Origin of the sequence: Bordetella petrii, from assembly GCF_020991325.1 — a bacterium.
In the GTDB taxonomy this organism is placed as follows: Bacteria; Pseudomonadota; Gammaproteobacteria; order Burkholderiales; family Burkholderiaceae_B; genus Bordetella_A; species Bordetella_A petrii_E.
The window spans coordinates 1-20,686 of record NZ_JAJMLX010000058.1; the positions used below are offsets into that span (position 1 = coordinate 1).

Sequence of the window (20,686 nt, forward strand, 5' to 3'; positions counted from 1 at the left end):
CCGCGCCGCGCGTACTCGCGGCAGGCGGCGCCATGCGCGCGAGCCTGCGCAGCGCCGTCCAGCTGTGTGAAATGCCGGGCCAGCAAAGGTTTCAAGGGAGGCAGAATACGCCATTGCGTGGCGCCCCGCGGGCTCATGTCGTTGGCCACGAAACCCGTGCGGACGCGCCATCGTTCCAGCATGGCCACGCCGTCGTGCATGGCCATGGTGCAAATCGCCGAACAGAATTCGGCATCGATGCCGTCCAGCAGGGACAGCCGCGCCAGTTGCCGCACTTCGTCGGCGTCGGCCAGCCCATCCAGCACGTCGCGCTGTAAATGCGCCCAGGCGGCGTCCGGCAGTTGGACAGGCGCCTGTTGCGCGGCGCCCTCGCCTTGCTGGTGCTGGCGCAGCAGGAAATGCAGTCCGGCGCACCATCCGCCGCTGGCCGCGTGCCAGTCCGCGCACAGCGCATCGGGAATGGCGGGCGATTGCTGGCGCGCCCACTGCTGGGTGTCTTCCAGTGTCCAGTGCAGGTCGCCTGCGTCCAGTTCCAACACGCCGCCATAGGCGCGCAGGCGGCCAAGAAACAGGGGCGGTGGTTCGCGCCCGGCGAATACGCACTGCAGGCCCGCGGGACAATAGTCCAGCAAGGGCTGCAGCGTGCGCAGTTCGCGGGCATGCCCCAGGGTATGCAGTTCGTCGAAGATCAGCACGATCTGCTTGCGCGACGACGACAGGGCGCGCACCAAGGCCACCGACAGGTACGAAATGGCCTGGCCCGGGTCATCGGGAAACGGCACCGGCAAGGACGACGCAATGGCCGGATCCAGTTCCAGGCAGCGGCGCAGCAGCGACGACACCAGTCCCAACTGGCCCGGCCCGGCCTGCCCCACCCGGATGACCGGGATGCCCTGGCTGTCCAGGCGCGCAGCCCAGCTTTGCAGCAGCAGGGTCTTGCCGCTGCCGGCGGGGCCGGTCAGGACGATGCAGCGCCTGCCCTGGGCATGGCCCAGAGTATCGACCAATCGGCGGGGCGACTGGGACACGCCCATGGCAGGCAACGGCGCGGTAAGCGGCGCCGTGCCGCTGGCGGAAGCATTCGGAATCGGGGGCATGCTCGCATCGGGAAACGCCCGCTGGCGGCCTGCCGCGCAGGCCCCGGGGCGGCTCCATGATAGGAGCCCGTGTCGAAACCCGTCAAATAGGCGCTGCGGCGGCGCCTCAGGCTTCCGGCAGGGGCCGGAAGTATTCGTCGTAGGCGTCCAGCGAGGGAAAGCGCAGCGTGGGGCGGGCGTCCAGGCCGGCCATGTCGGCGTCCAGGGCAGCCAGCATTTGCGCGCGCGCTTCGGCGCTGACATAGGGCACGTGGTAGGCGATGAAGGGCTGGTACACCTGGTAGCCCACGTAGCCCAGCGTGCCCTGCAGGATGTGGCGCAGCATGCCGCCGGCCAGTTCGCCGTGGATGGCGTCCTGGCCGAACATGTGCTCGCGCCCGCCCAGCGACGTGAGCACCAGCGCGCGCTTGCCCGCCATGCCGGCGCGGTCATACACGCGGCGGCCGCCGTAGAAAGTGCCCGACAAGAACACGCGGTCGACCCAGCCCTTCATCATGGCCGGCATCGAGAACCAGAACACCGGAAACGCCAGGATGAGCAGGTCGGCATCCAGCACCGCCTGGACTTCTTCGACGATGTCGGGCGCCAGCGTGCCGCCGGACCAGGCATGGCGCTGTTCCAGCGAATACACCAGGTGGGCGGGATCCTGGCGTTGCGCGAAGTCGGCGGCGCTGGCAACGGGGTTGAAGCCCTTGGCGTACAAGTCCGAGAACGTCACGCGCCACCCGGCGCTTTCCAGGGCGCGGCGCGCGTGTCCGGCCATGGCATTGACGAAAGACCCGGGCTCGGGATGGGCGTAAACGATATGGGCCGTGCGCATGCTGCTTCAGTTCCGCGTATGGGGTTTGCCGCGCCTGATGATGGCGTGGTTGATCGCGTCGATTTCCTCGTCGATGCGATGCCGTATGTCGTACTGGGGCGCCAGCCAGTCCTTGATCTGGCCGTAGGTGACGCTGGATTTCGTGGCCAGCATGCGGGCGCGCTCCGCGGCAGCTTCCAGAAGCTGGCCAGGCTCGGCAAGTTCGGTCAGCCAGCCCCAGTCGAACGCGGTCTGCCCATCGATGGGCTGGCCCGACAGCAACAGGCGCCTGGCGCGCGCCAGGCCGATGCATTGGGCCAGCAGCAGGCTGCTGCCCGCCTCGGGAGCGATTTCGCGGTCGATGAACGGCAGGCACAGTTGGGCATCCGGCGCGGCCACCGTCCAGTCGGCATGCAGCAGCAGCGTGGCGCCTATGCCCACCGCCCAACCCTGCACCGCCACGACCAGCGGCTTGCGCAGCGCCGCCAGGGCGTGCAGGAAGCGCGGCACCGGATCATGGGCGTTCTGCGGCCAGGCCGCGAAGGCCTGCAGGTCATGGCCGGCGCAGAAGTGTTCGCCCTCCCCCGCCAGCAGCACGCCGCCCACGTCCGGGGCCTGCTCGGCGCGCAGCAGAATATCGGCCAGCTGCTGGAACATCTGCATGTCCAGCGCATTGCGCTTGGCGGGCCGGTTGATGGTCACGCGCAGCACGTCGCCGTCCCGCGCTTCGATAATGGTTTGTGTCATGCCGCTGCCTCAGATGACGCCATCGCGCCGCAACACGTCGATTTCGGCCGGGCTCATGCCCAGGCGATCGGCCAGCAGGTGCTGGTTATCGTCGCCCATTTCTCCGCCAGCGCGCGCAAGATGGCATTCGTCGTGCCGGAAACGCGGCACCACCCCGGGCACGCGCAAATCGCCGAAATCGTGGTCGTCCACGGTGGCCAGGAACCCGCGCGCCTGTATCTGCGGATCTTCCACGATCTGCCGCGCCGAGTAAACCGGCGCTACCGTGCCTTCATGCAGGGTGAAGCGCCGCAGGATTTCTTCCAGGTCAGTCGCCTTGAACCAGTCGCTGAAGACCTGGTTGATTTCTTTCGCGTGCACGCAGCGGTTGCGGTTGCCCTGGAAGCGGCTGTCGGACAGCAGGTCTTCGCGGCCGATGGCTTTGCAGTTGGCCAGGAACAGCGCGTCGGTGCTGCCCGACAGCGACACCCATTGGCGGTCGCGGGTCTGGTACACGCCGGTGGGCGCGGCGTACTGGCTGACGTTGCCCGAACGTTCCTGGGACTTGCCCAGCAGGTCATGCTGGGACGGCAGGAAATCCAGCAGCTTGATGGTGGCTTCGGTCAGCGACAAGTCGATCTCCTCGCCAGGCGCATCGGGGTTGGCCGCGCGCTTCCACAAGGCCGCCATCACTCCCAGGGCGCCGAACAGGCCGCCGATGGAGTCGCCGATGGGAAAGCCCACGTGCATGGGTGCGCCGTCGGGTTCGCCGGTAATGTAGGTCATGCCGCCCATGGCCTCGAAAATGCGCGCGAAGCCCGGCCGGCCCGCATAGGGCCCGGTCTGCCCGAAGGCCGTGGCGCGCAGCACCACCAGGCGCGGCTGCTCGCGCCACAGCGTGGGAATGTCCAACCCCCATTTTTCCAGCGTGCCGGGGCGGAAATTCTCGATCAGCACGTCGCAATCGCGCAGCAGGCGCTTGAACACTTCCTGGCCTTGCGGCTTGCGCAAATCCAGCGACAGCAGTCGCTTGTCGCGATTGACCACCTTCCACCACAGCGATTTTCCATCCTTGAACGGCGGAAAATTGCGCAGGCCATCGCCCACCTTGGGCAGTTCTATCTTGATGACCTCGGCCCCATAGTCCGACAGCAATGCCGCCGCCGATGGCGCGGCCACGATAGTAGCCAGATCGATCACTTTCAGGCCCGCGAGCGGACCTTTGCGTTGCGCCGTTGTCACTGCCTACCTCTCTGTGTGCGGTTGATGCGTTCCCGATGGCGCCTGCCGGACCAGGGCGCCGGCTGGCCGCTGCCGTCGCGTTCCCAGTCATACAGCGCCGGCTGCTTGGCCAGGAAGGCCGCCACGGCCTGCTGGTGATAGTCGGTGGACATGGCCACCGCCTGGGCATAGGCTTCGGCCGAGCCCAGTGACGCGTAGTCGCTTTCCAGGCTCTGGTTCAGCAATTGCTTGGTCATGCCCATGGCAGTGCCCGAGGCCTTGCCTAGCGCCGCCGCCATGGCGCGCGCGCGCGGCAGCAGCGCCTGCGGATCCAGCACTTCGCGCACCAGGCCCATGCGCAAGGCCTCCTGGGCGTCCAGGGACCGCCCCGTCAGCATCAGGTCGCGCGCCGCGGCAATGCCCACCAGGCGCGGCAGCAAATGAATCGAGCCGAAATCCGGCGTCAAGCCCAGGCGGGCGAACGACATGCAGAAGCTGGCGCGCGCCGATGCCAGGATGAAGTCCGCATGCAGGGCCAGGCTGAAGCCCCCGCCAAACGCCGCGCCATCCACGGCCGCCACCACCACCGCGTCCAGTTCGCGCAAACGCCGCAGCCAGGCATTGGCTTCGGCCAGCCGGGCGCGCGTGGCGTCGGGCGCGCGCGCGCTGGCATCGCCGGCCTGCAACCGGGCCTGCATTTCCTTGATGTTGCCTCCGGCGCAAAAACTGCCGCCCGACCCGGTGATCAGCAAGACCTTGATGCCTCGGTCCTGCTCGACGGCGTCCAGCATTTCCTGGTAATCGTGGCGCAGTTCCATGGACAAGGGGTTGCGCGATTCGGGGCGCTGATGCGTGAACTCGGCCACGCCGCCGCGCACGCATAATTGCGAGGCTCGCAGGGTCAGGGTGGATTCCATGGCGGCTTCAGCTCTTGATGGAAATATCCAGGTCGCGCACCAGCTTGGCGATGCGCTCGCGCTGGGTGCCGAAGTATTGCGCCGCCTGCGCCGAATCCATGTAGTCCGCCTCGATGCCCAGCCCGCGCAGCGCTTCCTGCACGTCGGGCAGATCCAGCGCGGACTTCAAGTGCCGGCCCAGCGTATCCACCACGTCCGCCGGCGTGCCCTGCGGGGCGATCATCATGAACCAGGGGGCCAGGCCTTCCACCTCGGTGGCCACGCCCAGTTCGCGGCCGGTGGGCACGTCGGGGCGCAGCTGCGAACGCCGCGGCTCGGTCACCATCAACAGGCGCACCGCCCCGCGTTCCAGCATGGCGCGCGCGCCGGCGTATTCCAGCATGCCGAAATCCACTTCGCCCGCCCCCAGCGCCACGGACATCGGGCCGCCGCCCTTGTACGCGACCGGCACGATCTTGATGCCGGCGGCGTGCGCCAGCGCCATGCCGGTCAGATGCGGGTTGCTGCCCACGCCCTGGTGCGCGAAGGTCAGGTTGCCCTGCTTCTTGCCGTACTCGACGAACTCGGCGTAGTTCTTTACAGGCAGGGAATCGCGCACCACCAGGTACATGGGCGCGCGGCCCAGCATGGCGACGGGCGTGAAGTCCTGGCCGGGCGCGAAGGTCACGCCGTCGAACAGCAAGGGAAAGGCCGTGGTCACCGCCGTGGCAAAGCCCAGCACATAGCCGTCGGGCTTGGCGTTGCGCACGTGGTCCATGCCGATGCGCGTGGCCGCGCCCGGCTTGTTTTCCACAATGAACTGCTGGCCCAGGGCATCGCCAAGCTTGCGCGCGATGACCCGGGCGAATGCGTCGGTGGCCGCTCCGGCGGCGAAGCCGACCACGATGCGTACCGGCTGCCGGGGATAACCCTGCCCGGCCCACGCCACGGCGGGCGCCAGCCCCGCCATGCCGGCCCCCGCAGCCAGCATGGCCAGCAGCGTGTTCCTGCGGCCGGGGCTGACGGCCGGGCCTGCATCTACCCGCTTGGTGCTCATAATGTCTCTCCTCCGTGGGCGGGGGCATTCGAGCCCCTCTGCCGGACATTATGTGCACCAGCGGCCATCCCCCACCCACCCATATTGGGGGGTGGGGGACACCGTCCTACCGAGACTGCCGCGGCACGCAACGGTGTCTGGCACCCTGGCGGGAGCCAGACACCCGGCACGAGGGTGGGCCAATCACACGCCTATGGTGTACCCGCCGTTCACCGACAGGTGCTGGCCCGTCACGTACGAGGCCGCGTCCGACAACAGGAAGCACACGGGCCGCGCCACTTCGTCGGCTTCACCCCAGCGGCCCAGGGGAATCTGCTTCAGGTAGGTATCGCGGAACTTCTCGCCCCGTATGGTTTCGGTCATGGGGGTTTCCACCACGCCGAAGCCCACCGTATTGACGCGGATGCCGTACTTGGCCCATTCGCGCGCCGCGCACATGGTCAGGCCCAGCACGCCGGCCTTGGCCGCGCCGTAGTTGACCTGGCCGATGGTGCCGCGCCGGCCCGCGTCGGACGAGATGTTCACGATAGAGCCGGAGCCGTCTTCCCCTGCCTTGGCGCGCTCCAGCAGATGGCGGCCCAGGGCCTGCAGGAAGTAGAACGAGCCCGACAGGTGTACGTCGATGACCTGCTGCCAGTCCGCCTGCGACATCTTGTCTATCATGGCGGTGCGCGTGACCCCCGCGTTGTTGACCAGCGCATTCACGCCGCCGAAGGCCGCCACGCCAGCGTCCACCGCCTGCTGGGCCACGGCGGGGTCGGCCACGTTGCCACTGACGGTAACGCAGCGCTCGGCGCCCAGTTGCTCGCGCAGTGCGGCCAGTTTGTCGGGGTTCAGGTCCACGGCCACCACGCGTCCGCCCAGTTCGGCGACGGCGGTGGCCAGCGCCAGGCCTATGCCTTGGCCGGCCCCGGTCACGATGACCTGCCGGTTATCCAGAGTCAGGGCGTTGTGCTGCATGGTTTGCTCCTTGAAGCGTTACGGATCCGCCCATCATGGCGGGCCCTGGTTTTGGGGCCGCTATTTATCCTGCGGCCACTGGTACAGCGGCGCCTGCTTGTCCAGGAAGCGGCGCGCCGCTTCACGGTGAAAGGCGCTTTCGCGGCATAGCGACTGGGCCATGGCTTCCTGCATGTAGACGGTGCGCCGGTCGGATTCGAAAGCATGGTTCATGACCGATTTCATGATGCCCAGCGCCCCGGCCGGCGCCTGCTCGAAGCGCCCCGCCAGCTCCACGGCCGTGTCCAGCAAGGTCGCGGGCTCGACCAGTTGGTGCGCGATGCCCAGCCCCAGCGCCTCCTGCGCGCCGACCACGCGGGCCGAAAACGCCATGGCCTTGGCGCGCGCCAGGCCCACCGCGCGCGGCAGCAAATACATGCCGCCCAGGTCGGGCACATAGCCGATGCGGGCGAACACGGCGCAGAAGCTGGCGCGCGGCGTGGCCAGCACGAAATCCGCCGCCAGGGCCAGCGACAGGCCCGCCCCGTAGGCCGCGCCGTCCACGGCCGCGATCACGGGCTTTTCCAGGTCTACCAGTTCATCGAACCAGCGCTGCATGTTGAGGATGCGGGTACGGCCCTCGAACACGTCGGTATCGCCCTTGCCGGTGTTCATGGCGCGGATGTCGCCGCCCGAGCAGAAGTGGCCGCCCGCGCCGGTGAGCACCACGGCGCGGATGCCCGCGTCGTCGCGCACTTGCGGCAACATGTCGGCGAACGCGGCACGCAGTTCCAGGTCCAGCGCGTTGCGCGCGGCCGGGCGGTTCATGGTCAGCACCGCGCAGGCGCCGACGCGATCAAGTTCCAGTACAGGCATCATCACTCCAGGCAGGGGCTCAGTAACGCAGCTGCATCAACCATTCGGCCACCATCGCGGGCCGTTCGGCGCCTTGCACGCGCACATCGACATTCCAGGCGCAGCGCGCTTCGTTGTCGCGCAGATCGTCCACGCGCGCCAGCTGGAAACTGCCCACCAGCGCCGAGCCGCTGGGCACGGCGCTGGTGAAGCGCACCTTGTCGAAGCCGTAGTTCAACGCCAGCTTGCGGCCCGGGAACTCGAACAACTGGTGGTACCAGCCGGTAATCAAGGACAACGTCAGCAGGCCGTGGGCGATGGTGGTGCCAAAAGGCGATTCGCCGGCGGCGCGCGCCGGATCCACATGTATCCACTGGTGGTCGTGCGCCACGTCGGCAAAGGCGTCGATCATGCGCTGGTCTACCAGAATGGGCTGGCCCGTGGCCGCCGGCTGGCCCACGTGGGCCTTCAGGGCGGCGATCGAATCGAAGCTGAGTTTTTCCATGGCTCAGTTCGCCTTCACGCCCAGCGACTTGGCCAGCGGCACCCACTGCTTGCGCTCGCCGTCGATGAACTGCGCAAACTGCTGCTGCGTGCCCGGCATGGGCTGGGCGCCAATGCGGCGCAGTTTTTCGATCAGTTCCTGCTTTTCCAGGGCCTGGTTGATGGCCTTGTTCATGGCTTCGACGGCGGGCTTGGGGGTACCGGTGCGCGCCATGACGCCAAACCAGGCGGCGGCTTCCAGGCCGTCGTAGCCCAGCTCTTTCGCCGTGGGCACGTCGGCCAGCTGCGGAAAGCGCTGGTCGTCCAGGATCATCAGGGGCACGATGCGGCCCGCCTTGGCCTGCGCCATGCATGAAGGCAGCGCATCGAACATGATGTCGATATTGCTGCCCATCAGGCTGGTAATGGCCGGCGCGCTGCCCTTGAACGGCACGTGGGTCACCTTGAACCCCATCTGGTTTGCGGCGTGTTCGCCCGCCAGGTGCGTGATATTGCCGCTGCTGGCCGAACCCATGGTCATCTTGCCAGCCTGCTGCTTGCCTTGCGCCACCACGTCCTTGACGCTCTTGGCGCCCAGGTCCTTGCGGGTAACCAGCAACAGCGGCGCCTTGCCCATGCCCGCCACCGGAATGAAGTCCTTGGCTGGGTCGTAGGGCATCTTGTCGTAGATGGCCTGGTTGATGACGATGGGCGCGTTGGACCCCACGAAAAATGTCGCCCCATCCGGCGCGGCCTGCAGCACCGACTCGGCGGCGATCATGCCGGCCGCGCCGCCCTTGTTCTCGATGACGATGGGCGTGCCCAGGATGGCGGCGGCATCGTTGGCCACCAACCGGGTGATCTGGTCCGCCGCGCCGCCGGCCGGATACGGCACCACGAACCGGATGGATGACGGCTGGGCCTGCGCGCCGCCCGCGCAAACCATGAGCGCGGCGGCCAGGGCAGCCCGCATGAAGTTGTGACGCAGCATGATGTCTCCTTTTTTGCTTTGGTGAACCACCGGGAAGGCGGCGCGCCATGCGCCGCCTGCGCGGGCGCTCAGATGGCGCCCTGCGTTCGTAATTCGGCAATGCGTTCGGGCGCCAGGCCCAGTTGCTCGGCCAGTACGCTGTCGGTGTGTTCGCCCAGCAGGGGCGCCGAACGGCCGTACTGTATGGGCGTGTCCGACAGGCGTATGGGGCTGGCCACCGCGGGCGCCTGCACCCCCGCGCCGTGCGGCAGCGACAGGCGCATGCCGCGGTGCCGGACCTGCGGGTCTTCGAATACCTGCTGCATGTTGTAGATGGGGCCGCAAGGCACGTTGGCGGCCTCCATCAGGTCTACCCATTCCTGCATGGTGCGTGCCAGCATGGCCTGGGCAATCTCCGGAATCAACGTGTCGCGGTTGCGGTTGCGCTGCCCCGGCGTAGCGTAGCGTTCATCGGCGGCCAGGTCCGGGCGCCCGATCAGCTTGCAGAAAGCCCGGTACTGGCCGTCGTTGCCCACCGCCACGATCACGTCGCCTTCCTTGCAGCGGAACACCTGGTACGGAACCATGTTCGAATGGGCATTGCCCATGCGGCGCGGGATCTTGCCCGACAGGAAATGGTTGATGGCCTGGTACGAACCGATGCTGACCACGCAGTCCAGCAGCGACATGTCGATATGCTGCCCCTGCCCGCTGATATGGCGGTGCTCCAGCGCCGCCAGGATGGCCGTGGTCGCGTACATGCCAGTAAGCAGATCGCTGATGGCGATGCCGACTTTCATGGGTTCGTCGCCAGGGGAGCCTTCCGGCTGGCCGGTAATGCTCATCAGGCCGCCCATGCCCTGGAACACGAAGTCGTAGCCCGGCAGCGCGGCGTAGGGGCCGCTTTGGCCGAAACCGGTGATCGAGCAGTACACCAGGCGCGGGTTGATGGCTTTCAGGCTTTCGTAGTCCAGCCCGTAGCGCGCCAGCGTGCCCACCTTGAAGTTCTCGACCACCACGTCGGCCGTTGCCGCCAGGCCGCGCAGCAGTTCCTGGCCGGCGGGGTTGGCCATGTCCACGGTAATGGACTTCTTGCCGCGGTTGGCGGCCAGGAAGTAAGAAGAATCCGTGGTCTCGTTGCCGTCGCCGTCCTTCAGGAAGGGCGGCCCCCAGGCGCGGGTATCATCGCCCGCGCCGGGCCGTTCCACCTTGATGACCTCGGCGCCCATATCCGCCAGGTTCTGCGTGGCCCATGGCCCCGCCAGAATGCGTGTCAGATCCAGAACCCGGATGTGCCCCAGCGCCGTACTCATGTCTCGCCACCTGTTGATTATGTTTCGGCGAGATTAGGTGCGGCGGATACATGCGTCCAATATTATTTGTGCAAAACCTGATACGCCTGGCGTATCGGAAGCCAGTGCGCGTGCGGGGTATGCATCCGGCCATCGGGGTGCGATCAAGCGGGTTGCCGGAAGTCATGGAATTGAGTACGTTGGTGTGCTGCTCAGTTCGACCGTACCCGGAACCCGCCATGCCCTCCAACGATCTCTGCGCCGTCTTCCACGCCCTGCACCACGAAGGCTGCTTCATTCTGCCCAACCCCTGGGACGCGGGCAGCGCCCGGTTCCTGCAAGGCCTGGGATTCAAGGCGCTGGCCACCACCAGTTCAGGCATGGCGTGGTCGCACGGCCAGCGCGATGGCGCGGCCGGACTGGAAACCGTGCTGGCCCACCTGCGCACCATGGTGGCGGCCACCGGCCTGCCCTTGAATGCTGATTTCGAGAACGGCTATGCCGACGACCCGGATGGCGTGGCGCGCAACGTACGCCTGGCGGTGGACACCGGCGTGGCGGGCTTGTCCATCGAAGACGCCACCGGCAACCCGGAAAGCCCGCTGTTTCCACTGGAAACCGCGGTGGAGCGCCTGCGGGCCGCGCGGCGCGCCATCGACGAGGCCGGCACAGGCACCCTGTTGGTGGGCCGCGCCGAGAACTTCTTCGTGGGCAAGCCCGATCTGGACGATGCCATCGCGCGGCTGCAGGCCTATGCCGAGGCCGGCGCCGACTGCCTGTACGCGCCCGGCATACGCACGCGCGAACAGATCGCGGCCGTGGTGTCGGCCGTGTCCCCCAAGCCCGTGAACCTGCTGATCGGTTCCACCAGCGAACTGACGCTGCAGGACGCCGCCGCCCTGGGCGTGCGCCGCATCAGCGTAGGCGGCGCGCTGGCGCGCTCGGCCTGGGCCGGTTTCATGCAGGCCGCGCAGGCGCTGGCCCAGGGGCGTTTCGATACCGCGTTTGCACACGCCGCCCCCGGCAATGAGCTCAACGCGCTGTTCAGCCCGCGCCCATGACACGTCAGTACGGCGGAAAATCAAGGGCAAGAATGCGAGTGCGCCCGGCCCCTGCGTTGCCTAGACTGCGTACTGTAGACCCGGCATCCGGGCCGCCCCGCGCCATGCGGCACGCGCCCATTTTCAAAGGAACACCACCATGTCCTACGCCTGCAAAACCGTCGACTCGCCCGTGGGCCAGCTGAAGCTGGTGGCGCGGCATTCGAAACTGGCCGCCATTCTCTGGGAAAACGACAAACCGAAGCGGGTGCCCCTGGGCACCTTGCACGAAGACCCGCAGCACCCCGTACTGCTGGAAGCCGAGCGCCAACTGGCCGAGTACTTCGCCGGCAAGCGCGACCGCTTCGACCTGCCGCTGGATTTCGCCGGCACCGAGTTCCAGAAGCAGGTATGGCAAGCGCTGCTGACCATCCCCTATGGCGAAACACGCAGCTATCGCGACATTGCCCGGCAGATCGGACGCGAACAGGCGGTGCGCGCGGTGGGCGCGGCCAACGGCCGCAACCCGCTGTCCATCGTGGCGCCCTGCCATCGCGTAGTGGGCGCATCGGGCGCCCTGACCGGTTTCGCCGGCGGGCTGCGCGCCAAGGCCCTGCTGCTGGAACTGGAAAACCGCCGGGGCGCGGCACCGGCATGAAACCGGATAGCGGCGTCATCATCGGGGCGGACGGCCTGGCGCGTCCGCCCTGGGCGGCACAGGACGACCTGCTGCGCCACTACTACGACACCGAATGGGGTATGCCGGTGCGCGACGAACACGGCCTGTTCGAACGCCTCAGCCTGGAATGCTTCCAGTCGGGCCTGTCGTGGGCCACCATTCTGCGCAAACGGCAGGCCTTCCGCCTGGCTTTCCGCCAGTTCGACCCGGACACCGTGGCGGCGTTCACCGCGGCCGATATAGAGCGCCTGCTGGCCGACAGCGGCATCGTGCGCAATCGCGCCAAGATCCTGGCCACCATCAACAACGCCAGCGCGACGATCGCGCTGCGCGCCGACGGCGGGCTGGCGGATTTCATCTGGTCGTTCCAGCCGGCCTCCACGCCCGCCCCTCGCACCGTTGCCGAAATTCCCACCGTCTCAGAGGCGTCCACGGCCCTGAGCAAGGCGCTGCGCCAGCGCGGGTTCTCGTTCGTGGGGCCCACCACCATGCATGCGCTAATGGAAGCCACCGGCATGGTCGACACGCACCTGGTAGGCAGCCATCGCCGGGGCAGTTCGGGTGTCTGGCCGCGTTCTTGATCTGCGTCCTTCCCCGCGTGGACAGTATTCGCGCCATAATCGGGCATCGGCCCCTGGGGCATCACGCGGAATACGCACCATGACAAGCCTGATGATTCGCTGCTTACTCACCACGACGCTGGCCGTGCTGGCTGCCTGCACCATGAACCCTGACCGTCCACCCTCGCCGGCCGCCCAGCCGGCCGATTCCTCGCCCTCCAACCAGGCCGGCCCCACCCTGTCGGCCTACCACTGGGACCTGAAACAGGCCGTCGACGCCGGCGGCACGGCCCAGCCCCGCTGGGCGCCACCCAAGACCCGCGATGGCGCTCCGCTGCGCCTGAGCTTTGCCGACCAGCGCCTGTCGGTCAGCGGGCTATGCAACCGCCTGGGCGCCAGCTACGAAACGCAGGGCGGCAAGCTGACGATATCGCAGGTGGTCAGCACCATGATGGCCTGCCCCGAGCCCGGCGTCATGCAGTACGAACGCGCCGTGGCCGAATTGTTGCCGCGGGCGCGCACCTGGCGCATCGACGCGGACCAGGACAGCCCCACCCTGACGCTGGGTTTCGAGGACGGCGCGCGCTGGACATTGGCGGGCACCCCCACCGACGAAACGCGCTTCGGCTCGAAGGGGCTGATCATGTTCCTGGAGGTGGCGCCGCGGCGCGTGGCGTGCTCTCACCCGCTGATACCCAACAAGCAGTGCCTGTGGGCGCGCGACGTGCAGTACGACGAAAAAGGCTTGAAAACCGGCCACGGTGAATGGCAGGCGTTCTACAGCGAGATCGAGGGCTATACGCATGAATCCGGCGTGCGCAATGTGCTGCGCGTGAAGCGCTACCTGCGCGCCAACGCACCGGCGGACGCCTCGCGCTATGTGTACGTGCTGGACATGGTGGTGGAAAGCGCCCAGGAAGGGAAATAGCCCGGGCCATGTCCTACCCCTTGCTGCTGACCCTGCACCTGCTGGCCGCGGTGGCCTTTGCCGGCACGGTGTTTTTTGAAGTCGTGATGCTGGAAGGCGTGCGCAGGCACGTGCCGCGCGACGCGATGCGGGTGCTGGAAACCGCCATCGGCGCGCGGGCGCGGCGCCTGATGCCCTGGGTGTTCCTGGCGCTGTACGGCGCCGGCCTGGGCATGGCCTGGCAGCACCGCGGCGCGCTGGCCCAGCCCCTGGCCAGCAGTTTCGGACTTCTGCTGGGGCTGAAGATTCTGCTGGCCATCAGTGTGTTCGGCCACTTCCTGGCAGCCATGGCGCTGCATCGGCGCGGCCGGCTGAACACGCTGCGCTCACGGCGCATTCATATCAGCGTGTTCTGCCATGTGGTACTGATTTTGTTGCTGGCCAAGGCCATGTTCTACCTGCATTGGTAGCGGGCGGGTGGCCTGCCCCCGCCCGGGCCTGCCATGCCTGGCTACCGGTTGGCGTTAGGAAAAAACAACTGCTGGCCGTTGACCTTGTAGCTGGCGATCGCATCCTGGCCGGCCGTCGACGTTATCCAGTCCACGAACTGCTGCGCCGGCTTGGCCTTCACGTGCGGAAACTTGGCGGGGCTGACCACCATGACGCCGTACTGGTTGAACAGGCGCTTGTCTCCTTCCACCAGCACCTTCAGGTCGCCGGGGTTCTTGAAGCTGAGCCAGGTGCCGCGGTCGGACAACACGTAGGCGTTCATGGACGAGGCCATGTTCAAGGCCGGCCCCATGCCACAGCCGCAGGCCTTGTAGCCCTGCCCCTTGTCTTCGACGCCCGCGGCTTTCCAGAAGCGGAGTTCAGCCGAGTGCGTGCCGCTTTTGTCGCCACGCGACACGAAGGGGGCGTTCTGGCTGGCGAGGGTGGCCAGGGCCTTGACGATGTCCTGCCCCTTCACGCCCGCCGGATCGGCGGCCGGGCCGATCAGCACGAAATCGTTGTACATCACGGGGTAGCGCTTGTCCGCATACCCTTCGGCCACGAATTTTTCTTCGGCCACCTGGTCGTGCACGAACAATACATCGGCATCGCCGCGCCGCGCCATGTCCAGCGCCTGGCCGGTGCCTTGCGCCACCACCTTGATATCGATGCCGCTGGCCTTCTTGAAGGCCGGCAGCAGGTGCGAGAACAGGCCGGACTGCTCGGTGGACGTGGTGGAGGCCATGACAATGGTTTCGGCGCGCGCGGCCGACGCGGCCAGCGTGGCGGCCGCCAGCAAGGCAGATACCGCGGTGCGGCGCAATAAGGTCGACAGATTCATGATATGCGTTCTCCTTTGACAAACTGGCTGGCCTCTTCAGGCAGCGGGCCGTTGAAAAAATCGTGCACGGGCAGGTCGGCCAGGATGCGGCCGCGTTCCAGGTACACCACGCGCCGGGCCAGGCGCTTGACCTGGCCCAGGTTGTGGCTGCTGAACACCATGGCGGGCGCGCGGGCCGCGCCGTCGTGGGTAAAGTCGTGCATCATCTGCTCGACTTCGCGCTTGGCGTAGGGATCCAGGCTGGCGGTGGGCTCGTCCAGCAGCAGCACATCGGGCGCCAGCGCCCAGGCGCGCACCATGGCCAGGCGCTGTTGCTGGCCGCCCGACAGGGTCTTGGCATTGCGCCCGGCCAGGCCGTCCATGCCGGCGCGCTGCAAGGCCTGTTGCGCCTGCCGGCGCGCCACGCCCCAGCGCACGCCGCGCAGCCACATGCCCAGCGCCACGTTGTTCAGCACGGATGTTCGCAGCATGTACGGATGCTGGAACAGCATGGCCTGGCGGCGGCGCGCAATACAGCTGGCCTGGCCGCTGCTGGGCTGTATCAGGCAGTGCATCAGGCGCAACAAGGTGCTCTTGCCGCTGCCGTTCGACCCTACCAGGGCCACGCATTCGCCCGCGCCAATGGACAGCGTCACCCCGCGCAGCGCGCTGACGGCGCCGTAATTCACGCAGACATCGCGCAAATCGAACAGGCTGCCCGCGGCGTCGGCTGCCTGGCGGCTTTCGGTGGCACCCGCCGCGGGCAGCCCGGCGTCGGCCAGGGGGCCCCTCATGGCACGGCCCCCGCCTGGCCGAACAGCCCCGCCAGCCCCGCGTCGCGCCGTTCGCGCCAACGCCGCACGATGGCGGCCAGGATATTCAGCAGCAGCACCACCAGCAACAGCAGCAAGCCCAGCGCCAAGGCCAGCGGCAGGTCGCCCTTGCTGGTTTCCAGGGCGATGGCCGTGGTCATGACGCGCGTAAAGCCCTCGATATTGCCGCCCACCACCATGACCGCGCCCACTTCGGAAATGGCGCGGCCGAAAGCGGTGATGACGATGGTCAGCAGGGTGAAGCGTTCGTCCCATACCAGCAGCAGGCCGCGCACCAGGGTGCGCGCGCGCAGCGAACGCAGCTGCTCGCCATGATGGCGGTCGGCGTCTTCGACCGTCTGACGCACCAGGGCAGTAACCACCGGAGACACCAGCACCGCCTGCGCCAGCACCATGGCCTGGAACGAGAACAGCCAGCCCAGGAAGCCCAGCGGCCCGGAATGCGACAGCAGCAGATAAACCACCAGGCCCACCACCACCGATGGCAGCGCCAGCGAGGTATTCAGCAAGGTAAGCACGATGCCGCGGCCGCGGAACCGGGCCACCGCCAGCCAGGCGCCGGCCAGCATGCCCAGGGTACAGGCCAGCAGGCAGGCGCAGGCGCTGACGGCGAGCGAGCGCAGCACAATCGCCACCAGCATGGGATCGGCGGAAACAATCAACTGGATGGCCGTGCCGACGCTATCGGACAACGTGTTCATATCGAAGATCCCCGGACTGAAACGAGGGTATCGCAGCAGTATGATGGGAACCATATGAACAACTGTTCATAGGGTGAATCCGGCGGGCCGGCCGCCGGCATTTAAGGCATACTCGCGGGCGTGCATCGTATCGACCTTTCCTACCAGTTGGGCGGCACCGACGCCGCGCCCGCCACCATCGGCAATGCGCTGATGGACATGCTGTTCGCCGTGCGCCAGCATGGGTCCATTTCGTCCGCCGCCAAGGCACTGGGGCTGTCGTACCGCCACGTGTGGGGCGAACTGAAAAAATGGGAACAGACACTGGGCCGCACCCTGATCGTCTGGGACAAGGGCCAGCCCGCGCGGCTGAATGAATTCGGCGAAAAACTGCTGTGGGCCGAACGCCAGGCCCAGGCGCGGCTGGCACCGCAGATCAACGCCCTGCGCGCCGACCTGGAACGCGCCCTGGCGGTGGCGTTCGACGACGCCGCGCATGTGGTTCCCCTGCACGCCAGCCACGACGACGCGCTGGGCGCCCTGCGCGGCCACGCGGTCGCCAGCGACAAGCTGTACCTGGACATCCTGTACACCGGCAGCGTGGACGCCATACGCGGGCTGAACGAAGGCCGTTGCGTCATCGCCGGCTTCCACACCCGCCATGACCCGGTGCCGGGCTCGCTGACCGAGCGCACCTACAAGCCCCTGCTGAAACCCGGCCTGCACAAGATCATCGGCTTTGCCCGGCGCAGCCAGGGCTTGATGGTGGCGCCCGGCAACCCCCTGGGCCTGGCCTCGGTACGCGACCTGGCCCGGCCGGGCGTGCACTACGTGAACCGCGCGCTGGGCAGCGGCACGCGGGTGCTGTTCGATGAATTGCTGGAGCAGGCCGGCATGGCCAGCTCCAGCGTCAGCGGCTACGCGCGCACCGAGCCCTCGCATGCCGCCGTGGCGCACGCCATCGCCTCGGGCAGCGCGAATGCGGGCATGGGCATCGAAGCGGCCGCGCGCGGCCACCAACTCGATTTCGTGCCCCTGGTGCAGGAAAACTACTTTCTGGTGTGCCTGAAATCCACGCTGGACCTGCCCTCTACCCAGGCCCTGCTGGCCATTCTGCGCAGTGGCGCATGGCAGGCCCTGCTGTCGGCCATGCCGGGCTATGTGCCGGCGCACAGCGGCGAAGTGCTGTCGATGCGGCGCGTCCTGCCATGGTGGAGCTTCCCCACCAAGAAGCGGCAGCGCCCTGGCGCCAGGAAGGGCTAGGAAGACACGGTGCGCGCGGCCTCTGCCACGCGCGAGGCCGCCAGTTCCGGTTGCAGCACCAGGCGCTCGGGCGCGCTGTAGCACACGAAATGCTTATTGACGGCGCGCCCTATGGCGCACAACCCCAGGCCGCGGGCGATTTCGTAGCCCATCTGGGTCATGCCGCTGCGCGACACCACAATAGGCACGCCCATTTGAGCCGACTTGATGATCATCTCGCTGGTAAGCCGGCCCGTGGTGTAGAAAATCTTGTCCGAACCGCCCTGTTCGGCGGCGGGCTGCAGCCACATCCAGCCCGCCAGCGTGTCGATGGCATTGTGGCGGCCCACGTCTTCCACGAACATCAGCATGTCCGCGCCGCGGAACAGGGCGCAGCCATGCACCGAACCGGCCGATTTGTACGTGGTTTCCTGCAGCCTGATGGCGTTCAGCAAGCCATACAGCTCGGCCTGCGTCACGCGCGCCCGCGGCGCCAGCCGGATGTCGTCCAGCTCTTCCATCAGGCCGCCGAAAACGCTGCCCTGCCCGCAACCCGTGGTGACCACGCGCTGCGCCGTGCGCGACTCGATGTCGGCAATACCGTCGCGCGTAACCACCGAAGCCGCATTGACTTCCCAGTCCACCATGATGGACAGCACGTCGCCCACGTCGCGGATCAGGCGTTGGTTGCGCAGGTAGCCCAGCACCAGCAGTTCCGGCATGGCGCCCAGCGTCATCAGGGTGACCAGCTCGCGCCGGTCGACATAGATGGTCAATGGCCGCTCGGCGGGAATGGATACGGTTTCCGCCATGCCGTGCTCATTGACGACGGTGACTTCCCGTGTCAATGGCGCGCGGGCCTGCGTCAGGCGCGGCAAATGGGTGCGGAACGTGCTCACTGGGCGGCCGGCTTGCCCGACGAATCGGGCTGTGGCGAGCTGGGCGGCTGGGTGGCGGTTTCGGCGGGCGAATGCGCCCCAGACCCTTCGCGCCCCTGGGTGGGCGCGGCATACACGAACGGCCCGGGGTCACTGCATTCCGGCGTGGGCACCGGCGGCGCGGGCATTTTGCCCGCCGCCTTGGCGCTGGCGAAGAACTGCGCGGCCACCTGGTCTTGCACCTGGCACAGCTGGAACGCCGCCACCTTGGTGGACCATGCCGCCTTGGCCTTGGCTTCGGCGGCCTTGGCTTGTGCCTCGGCGCTGGGTTCGGGCAAGGCCGCCTGCGCGGCCCCCGCGACCAGTACCAGCAATAACGCGGCGATTTTCTTCATGGCGTGCTCCTAGCGTGCCGGCGAGGCGCCGGCGGGACGCGCGGCGCGCCCCTTGGCGGCCTTGTCGGGCGTGCGCTGCGCCGGCACCTTGCCCGACTGGATGTCTTCGTACCAGATGTCGTGGTGCTCGCGCGCCCAGTTTTCGTCCACATAGCCCGTCTTCATGGCCTTGAAGGCGCCGCGCATGCCGATGGTGCCCAGGTAGATGTGGCCCATCAGCATGCACATCATCAGAATGACGGACACGGCGTGGATCATGTGGGCGATCTGCATATTGCCGCGCGTATAGACCATGGTGGCCGGCACCACGCGGTCCAGGAACAGGCCCGAGGCCACGGCGATCAGGCCCAGCCCCAGCATGCCTACCCAGAACATGATTTTTTCGCCGGCATTGAAACGGCCCGACGACACATGCTGGGCGCGCAGCAGCCCCCCGCCCTTGCGCATCCATTCCAGGTCGTAACGCCTGAGCAGATTGTCTTTAGCAAAGGTGATCAGTATCACCACCAGCGACACGGCGAACACCGGGCCCACGAAGTTATGCACCGTTTTCAGCAGCCACGTCATCCATCCGAACAACGCACTGCCCATGATGGGTAGCAGGAAGAACTTGCCGAACGCCATGACAATGCCCGACACGGCCAGGATGACAAACGCCGCCGCGTTAACCCAATGCGCCGCCCGTTCGAAATAAGTGAAGCGCTCGATCTTGCGGCCGGTTTCCGGGCTGTGCACCTTGATGGGCCCCTTGGCCGCGAAGAACAGCAGAATGGCCACCAGCACGATCAGCATCAGGCCGCCGCCGTACGGAATCAGCCAGTGATTGCGCACCTGCCGCCAGGCCTCGCCGGCCGTGGTGTACATGGAACCCGGGTACTGCACGAAGCGCTGGATCAGCACGCCCGCCTCGGGCGCCTGGCTGGGCGGCAGGCTGCTGTAGCCCGGCTGGCCGGAATTCACCTGCCGCCAGACGGGCGCGTTATTGCCCGGCTGTACCTGGCCGCGCTGGGCGTTGGTCTGCTCGGCGTAGCCTGGCTGCTGGTCGGCGTCGGGCCGCACTTCGAGGATATTCGCGTTCTTGATGCCGGCCAGGCTGCCGTCTGCCGGCGCCGCGTTCTGCGCCGCGGCCGTCGCCAGCAATGACGCGCCGATCAGTAAAGCCGCAAGAAGTGACCGTACCATGGCAGTCTCCGGTCAGTTGATCCTGGTGTATTCATTCTGCCCGCGCTGGGCGCGCACCTTGAGCTCGCGCACCCAGCTGGCGTGGTCGCCGGGAGTCCAGCCGGCCGCCGTGAAATTGCTGCCGGTGCCCTTGAATGCGGGTTCGCCCGTATTCTTGCCCGTGACCAAGTCCTGCGAGGGCTCGGAACAGGCGGCCAGGCCCAGCACCACGGCGGCCAGGACAGCAATGCGCGCGCTCATGATTTGCCCTTGGGGTCGGCGGCCGGCTGGTTCTGGGGCGGCTGCCCGGCCTGTTGCGAACCGTAGGCGGTGCCCCAGCCCCACACTTCCGCGCCCTTGCCCCGGTGCAGTACGCGGGTGCGGAAAATATCGGCGATGACATCGCCATCGCCCGCCAGCAGGGCCTTGGTGGAACACATTTCGGCGCACGACGGCAGCTTGCCTTCGGCCAGGCGGTTGCGGCCGTACTTCTCGAATTCCTCGGCGCTGCCGTGTTCTTCGGGGCCGCCGGCACAGAAGGTGCACTTGTCCATCTTGCCGCGCACGCCGAACGTGCCTTGCGACGGAAACTGCGGCGCACCGAACGGACAGGCATACGAACAGTAGCCGCAGCCGATACAGGTGTCTTTGTTGTGCAGCACCACGC

At 67.3% G+C, this 20,686-nt stretch carries 24 protein-coding genes and 1 pseudogene; 6 read left to right on the plus strand and 19 right to left on the minus strand.

The window, feature by feature from the left end; translation table 11 throughout:
• From LPZ50_RS08340 to LPZ50_RS08390, 11 genes are all read right to left on the minus strand, one after another.
• Positions 1-1,097, minus strand: a 1,097-nt coding sequence (locus LPZ50_RS08340; protein ID WP_230659810.1) for an AAA family ATPase, incomplete at its 3' end; no start/stop codon positions are given.
• Between the two features lie 106 nt (positions 1,098-1,203).
• Positions 1,204-1,917, minus strand: a complete 714-nt coding sequence (locus tag LPZ50_RS08345) for an NAD(P)H-dependent oxidoreductase (RefSeq protein WP_230659813.1) — start codon at positions 1,915-1,917, stop codon at positions 1,204-1,206.
• 6 nt (positions 1,918-1,923) lie between these two features.
• Positions 1,924-2,643 (minus strand): enoyl-CoA hydratase/isomerase family protein, encoded by a 720-nt coding sequence (locus tag LPZ50_RS08350; protein WP_230659816.1) that lies wholly within the window; start codon positions 2,641-2,643, stop codon positions 1,924-1,926.
• 9 nt (positions 2,644-2,652) lie between these two features.
• Positions 2,653-3,864: a CoA transferase gene (locus LPZ50_RS08355; RefSeq protein ID WP_329957654.1), complete on the minus strand. Its 1,212-nt coding sequence runs from the start codon at positions 3,862-3,864 to the stop codon at positions 2,653-2,655.
• Positions 3,861-4,760, minus strand: coding sequence for an enoyl-CoA hydratase/isomerase family protein (locus tag LPZ50_RS08360; protein WP_230659821.1), 900 nt, complete (start codon positions 4,758-4,760; stop codon positions 3,861-3,863). The genes LPZ50_RS08355 and LPZ50_RS08360 overlap by 4 nt, the downstream gene beginning before the upstream one ends.
• A 7-nt stretch (positions 4,761-4,767) precedes the next feature.
• The gene (locus LPZ50_RS08365) at positions 4,768-5,796 is read right to left on the minus strand and encodes a Bug family tripartite tricarboxylate transporter substrate binding protein (RefSeq protein WP_230659823.1); all 1,029 of its coding nucleotides are present in this window, start codon (positions 5,794-5,796) and stop codon (positions 4,768-4,770) included.
• Between the two features lie 183 nt (positions 5,797-5,979).
• A complete protein-coding gene (locus LPZ50_RS08370) occupies positions 5,980-6,756 on the minus strand; it encodes an SDR family NAD(P)-dependent oxidoreductase (RefSeq protein WP_230659826.1) in 777 nt (258 codons plus the stop codon).
• Between the two features lie 60 nt (positions 6,757-6,816).
• Positions 6,817-7,617, minus strand: coding sequence for an enoyl-CoA hydratase/isomerase family protein (locus LPZ50_RS08375; RefSeq protein ID WP_230659828.1), 801 nt, complete (start codon positions 7,615-7,617; stop codon positions 6,817-6,819).
• Between the two features lie 13 nt (positions 7,618-7,630).
• Positions 7,631-8,095, minus strand: a complete 465-nt coding sequence (locus LPZ50_RS08380; RefSeq protein ID WP_230659831.1) for a MaoC family dehydratase — start codon at positions 8,093-8,095, stop codon at positions 7,631-7,633.
• A 3-nt stretch (positions 8,096-8,098) separates the two neighbouring features.
• Positions 8,099-9,064, minus strand: coding sequence for a Bug family tripartite tricarboxylate transporter substrate binding protein (locus tag LPZ50_RS08385; protein ID WP_230659834.1), 966 nt, complete (start codon positions 9,062-9,064; stop codon positions 8,099-8,101).
• A gap of 68 nt (positions 9,065-9,132) precedes the next feature.
• Entirely contained in the window at positions 9,133-10,356 is a 1,224-nt protein-coding gene (locus LPZ50_RS08390; protein WP_230659837.1) for a CaiB/BaiF CoA transferase family protein, read from the minus strand.
• A 218-nt stretch (positions 10,357-10,574) separates the two neighbouring features.
• On the opposite strand from LPZ50_RS08390, the gene LPZ50_RS08395 reads away from it, so the two are divergent.
• From LPZ50_RS08395 to LPZ50_RS08415, 5 genes and pseudogenes are all read left to right on the plus strand, one after another.
• The gene (locus LPZ50_RS08395; protein WP_230659840.1) at positions 10,575-11,396 is read left to right on the plus strand and encodes an isocitrate lyase/PEP mutase family protein; all 822 of its coding nucleotides are present in this window, start codon (positions 10,575-10,577) and stop codon (positions 11,394-11,396) included.
• Between the two features lie 139 nt (positions 11,397-11,535).
• Positions 11,536-12,006: pseudogene (locus LPZ50_RS08400) on the plus strand (methylated-DNA--[protein]-cysteine S-methyltransferase); the annotation flags it as partial.
• 23 nt (positions 12,007-12,029) lie between these two features.
• A complete protein-coding gene (locus LPZ50_RS08405; protein ID WP_230659846.1) occupies positions 12,030-12,635 on the plus strand; it encodes a DNA-3-methyladenine glycosylase I in 606 nt (201 codons plus the stop codon).
• A gap of 79 nt (positions 12,636-12,714) precedes the next feature.
• Positions 12,715-13,542, plus strand: coding sequence for an META and DUF4377 domain-containing protein (locus LPZ50_RS08410; RefSeq protein ID WP_230659850.1), 828 nt, complete (start codon positions 12,715-12,717; stop codon positions 13,540-13,542).
• 8 nt (positions 13,543-13,550) lie between these two features.
• Complete coding sequence (locus LPZ50_RS08415) at positions 13,551-13,991, plus strand: CopD family copper resistance protein (protein ID WP_230659853.1); 441 nt, start codon at positions 13,551-13,553, stop codon at positions 13,989-13,991.
• A gap of 41 nt (positions 13,992-14,032) precedes the next feature.
• Here the strand turns inward: LPZ50_RS08415 and LPZ50_RS08420 are convergent, their stop codons facing one another.
• The 3 genes from LPZ50_RS08420 to LPZ50_RS08430 are packed head-to-tail and all read right to left on the minus strand — an operon-like array spanning position 14,033 to position 16,364.
• Positions 14,033-14,851, minus strand: coding sequence for an extracellular solute-binding protein (locus tag LPZ50_RS08420; protein WP_230659856.1), 819 nt, complete (start codon positions 14,849-14,851; stop codon positions 14,033-14,035).
• Positions 14,848-15,624 carry a phosphate ABC transporter ATP-binding protein gene (locus LPZ50_RS08425; protein ID WP_230659859.1) on the minus strand — a complete coding sequence of 259 codons (777 nt, stop codon included), beginning with the start codon at positions 15,622-15,624 and terminating at the stop codon, positions 14,848-14,850. Before LPZ50_RS08425 ends, LPZ50_RS08420 begins: the two co-directional genes overlap by 4 nt.
• A complete protein-coding gene (locus LPZ50_RS08430; RefSeq protein WP_230659861.1) occupies positions 15,621-16,364 on the minus strand; it encodes an ABC transporter permease in 744 nt (247 codons plus the stop codon). The genes LPZ50_RS08425 and LPZ50_RS08430 overlap by 4 nt, the downstream gene beginning before the upstream one ends.
• A gap of 120 nt (positions 16,365-16,484) precedes the next feature.
• Between LPZ50_RS08430 and LPZ50_RS08435 the strand changes: the two genes are divergently transcribed.
• Entirely contained in the window at positions 16,485-17,606 is a 1,122-nt protein-coding gene (locus LPZ50_RS08435; RefSeq protein ID WP_230659864.1) for a substrate-binding domain-containing protein, read from the plus strand.
• On the opposite strand, the gene LPZ50_RS08440 is transcribed toward LPZ50_RS08435, so the two are convergent.
• The 5 genes from LPZ50_RS08440 to LPZ50_RS08460 form a co-directional block, all read right to left on the minus strand.
• Positions 17,603-18,484 carry a formate dehydrogenase accessory sulfurtransferase FdhD gene (locus LPZ50_RS08440; RefSeq protein WP_230659867.1) on the minus strand — a complete coding sequence of 294 codons (882 nt, stop codon included), beginning with the start codon at positions 18,482-18,484 and terminating at the stop codon, positions 17,603-17,605. The genes LPZ50_RS08435 and LPZ50_RS08440 overlap by 4 nt on opposite strands.
• Positions 18,481-18,858: a hypothetical protein gene (locus tag LPZ50_RS08445; protein ID WP_230659870.1), complete on the minus strand. Its 378-nt coding sequence runs from the start codon at positions 18,856-18,858 to the stop codon at positions 18,481-18,483. Before LPZ50_RS08445 ends, LPZ50_RS08440 begins: the two co-directional genes overlap by 4 nt.
• A gap of 9 nt (positions 18,859-18,867) precedes the next feature.
• On the minus strand, positions 18,868-20,040 hold the full coding sequence (locus tag LPZ50_RS08450; protein ID WP_230659873.1) for a formate dehydrogenase subunit gamma: 1,173 nt from the start codon (positions 20,038-20,040) through the stop codon (positions 18,868-18,870).
• Between the two features lie 12 nt (positions 20,041-20,052).
• Positions 20,053-20,280, minus strand: coding sequence for a hypothetical protein (locus tag LPZ50_RS08455; RefSeq protein WP_230659875.1), 228 nt, complete (start codon positions 20,278-20,280; stop codon positions 20,053-20,055).
• A partial coding sequence (locus tag LPZ50_RS08460; RefSeq protein WP_230659878.1) for a 4Fe-4S dicluster domain-containing protein occupies positions 20,277-20,686 on the minus strand: 410 nt, incomplete at its 5' end. The genes LPZ50_RS08460 and LPZ50_RS08455, both read right to left, overlap by 4 nt.

Bases quoted from the DNA above. Each gene is read 5' to 3' on its own strand.
- LPZ50_RS08360 (WP_230659821.1), bottom strand. From the start codon at position 4,760: ATGGAATCCACCCTGACCCTGCGAGCCTCGCAATTATGCGTGCGCGGC.
- LPZ50_RS08455 (WP_230659875.1), bottom strand. From the start codon at position 20,280: ATGAGCGCGCGCATTGCTGTCCTGGCCGCCGTGGTGCTGGGCCTGGCC.
- LPZ50_RS08385 (WP_230659834.1), bottom strand. From the start codon at position 9,064: ATGCTGCGTCACAACTTCATGCGGGCTGCCCTGGCCGCCGCGCTCATG.
- LPZ50_RS08410 (WP_230659850.1), top strand. From the start codon at position 12,715: ATGACAAGCCTGATGATTCGCTGCTTACTCACCACGACGCTGGCCGTG.
- LPZ50_RS08450 (WP_230659873.1), bottom strand. From the start codon at position 20,040: ATGGTACGGTCACTTCTTGCGGCTTTACTGATCGGCGCGTCATTGCTG.
- LPZ50_RS08350 (WP_230659816.1), bottom strand. From the start codon at position 2,643: ATGACACAAACCATTATCGAAGCGCGGGACGGCGACGTGCTGCGCGTG.
- LPZ50_RS08420 (WP_230659856.1), bottom strand. From the start codon at position 14,851: ATGAATCTGTCGACCTTATTGCGCCGCACCGCGGTATCTGCCTTGCTG.
- LPZ50_RS08390 (WP_230659837.1), bottom strand. From the start codon at position 10,356: ATGAGTACGGCGCTGGGGCACATCCGGGTTCTGGATCTGACACGCATT.
- LPZ50_RS08345 (WP_230659813.1), bottom strand. From the start codon at position 1,917: ATGCGCACGGCCCATATCGTTTACGCCCATCCCGAGCCCGGGTCTTTC.
- LPZ50_RS08415 (WP_230659853.1), top strand. From the start codon at position 13,551: ATGTCCTACCCCTTGCTGCTGACCCTGCACCTGCTGGCCGCGGTGGCC.
- LPZ50_RS08430 (WP_230659861.1), bottom strand. From the start codon at position 16,364: ATGAACACGTTGTCCGATAGCGTCGGCACGGCCATCCAGTTGATTGTT.
- LPZ50_RS08380 (WP_230659831.1), bottom strand. From the start codon at position 8,095: ATGGAAAAACTCAGCTTCGATTCGATCGCCGCCCTGAAGGCCCACGTG.
- LPZ50_RS08395 (WP_230659840.1), top strand. From the start codon at position 10,575: ATGCCCTCCAACGATCTCTGCGCCGTCTTCCACGCCCTGCACCACGAA.
- LPZ50_RS08370 (WP_230659826.1), bottom strand. From the start codon at position 6,756: ATGCAGCACAACGCCCTGACTCTGGATAACCGGCAGGTCATCGTGACC.
- LPZ50_RS08405 (WP_230659846.1), top strand. From the start codon at position 12,030: ATGAAACCGGATAGCGGCGTCATCATCGGGGCGGACGGCCTGGCGCGT.
- LPZ50_RS08365 (WP_230659823.1), bottom strand. From the start codon at position 5,796: ATGAGCACCAAGCGGGTAGATGCAGGCCCGGCCGTCAGCCCCGGCCGC.
- LPZ50_RS08445 (WP_230659870.1), bottom strand. From the start codon at position 18,858: ATGAAGAAAATCGCCGCGTTATTGCTGGTACTGGTCGCGGGGGCCGCG.
- LPZ50_RS08425 (WP_230659859.1), bottom strand. From the start codon at position 15,624: ATGAGGGGCCCCCTGGCCGACGCCGGGCTGCCCGCGGCGGGTGCCACC.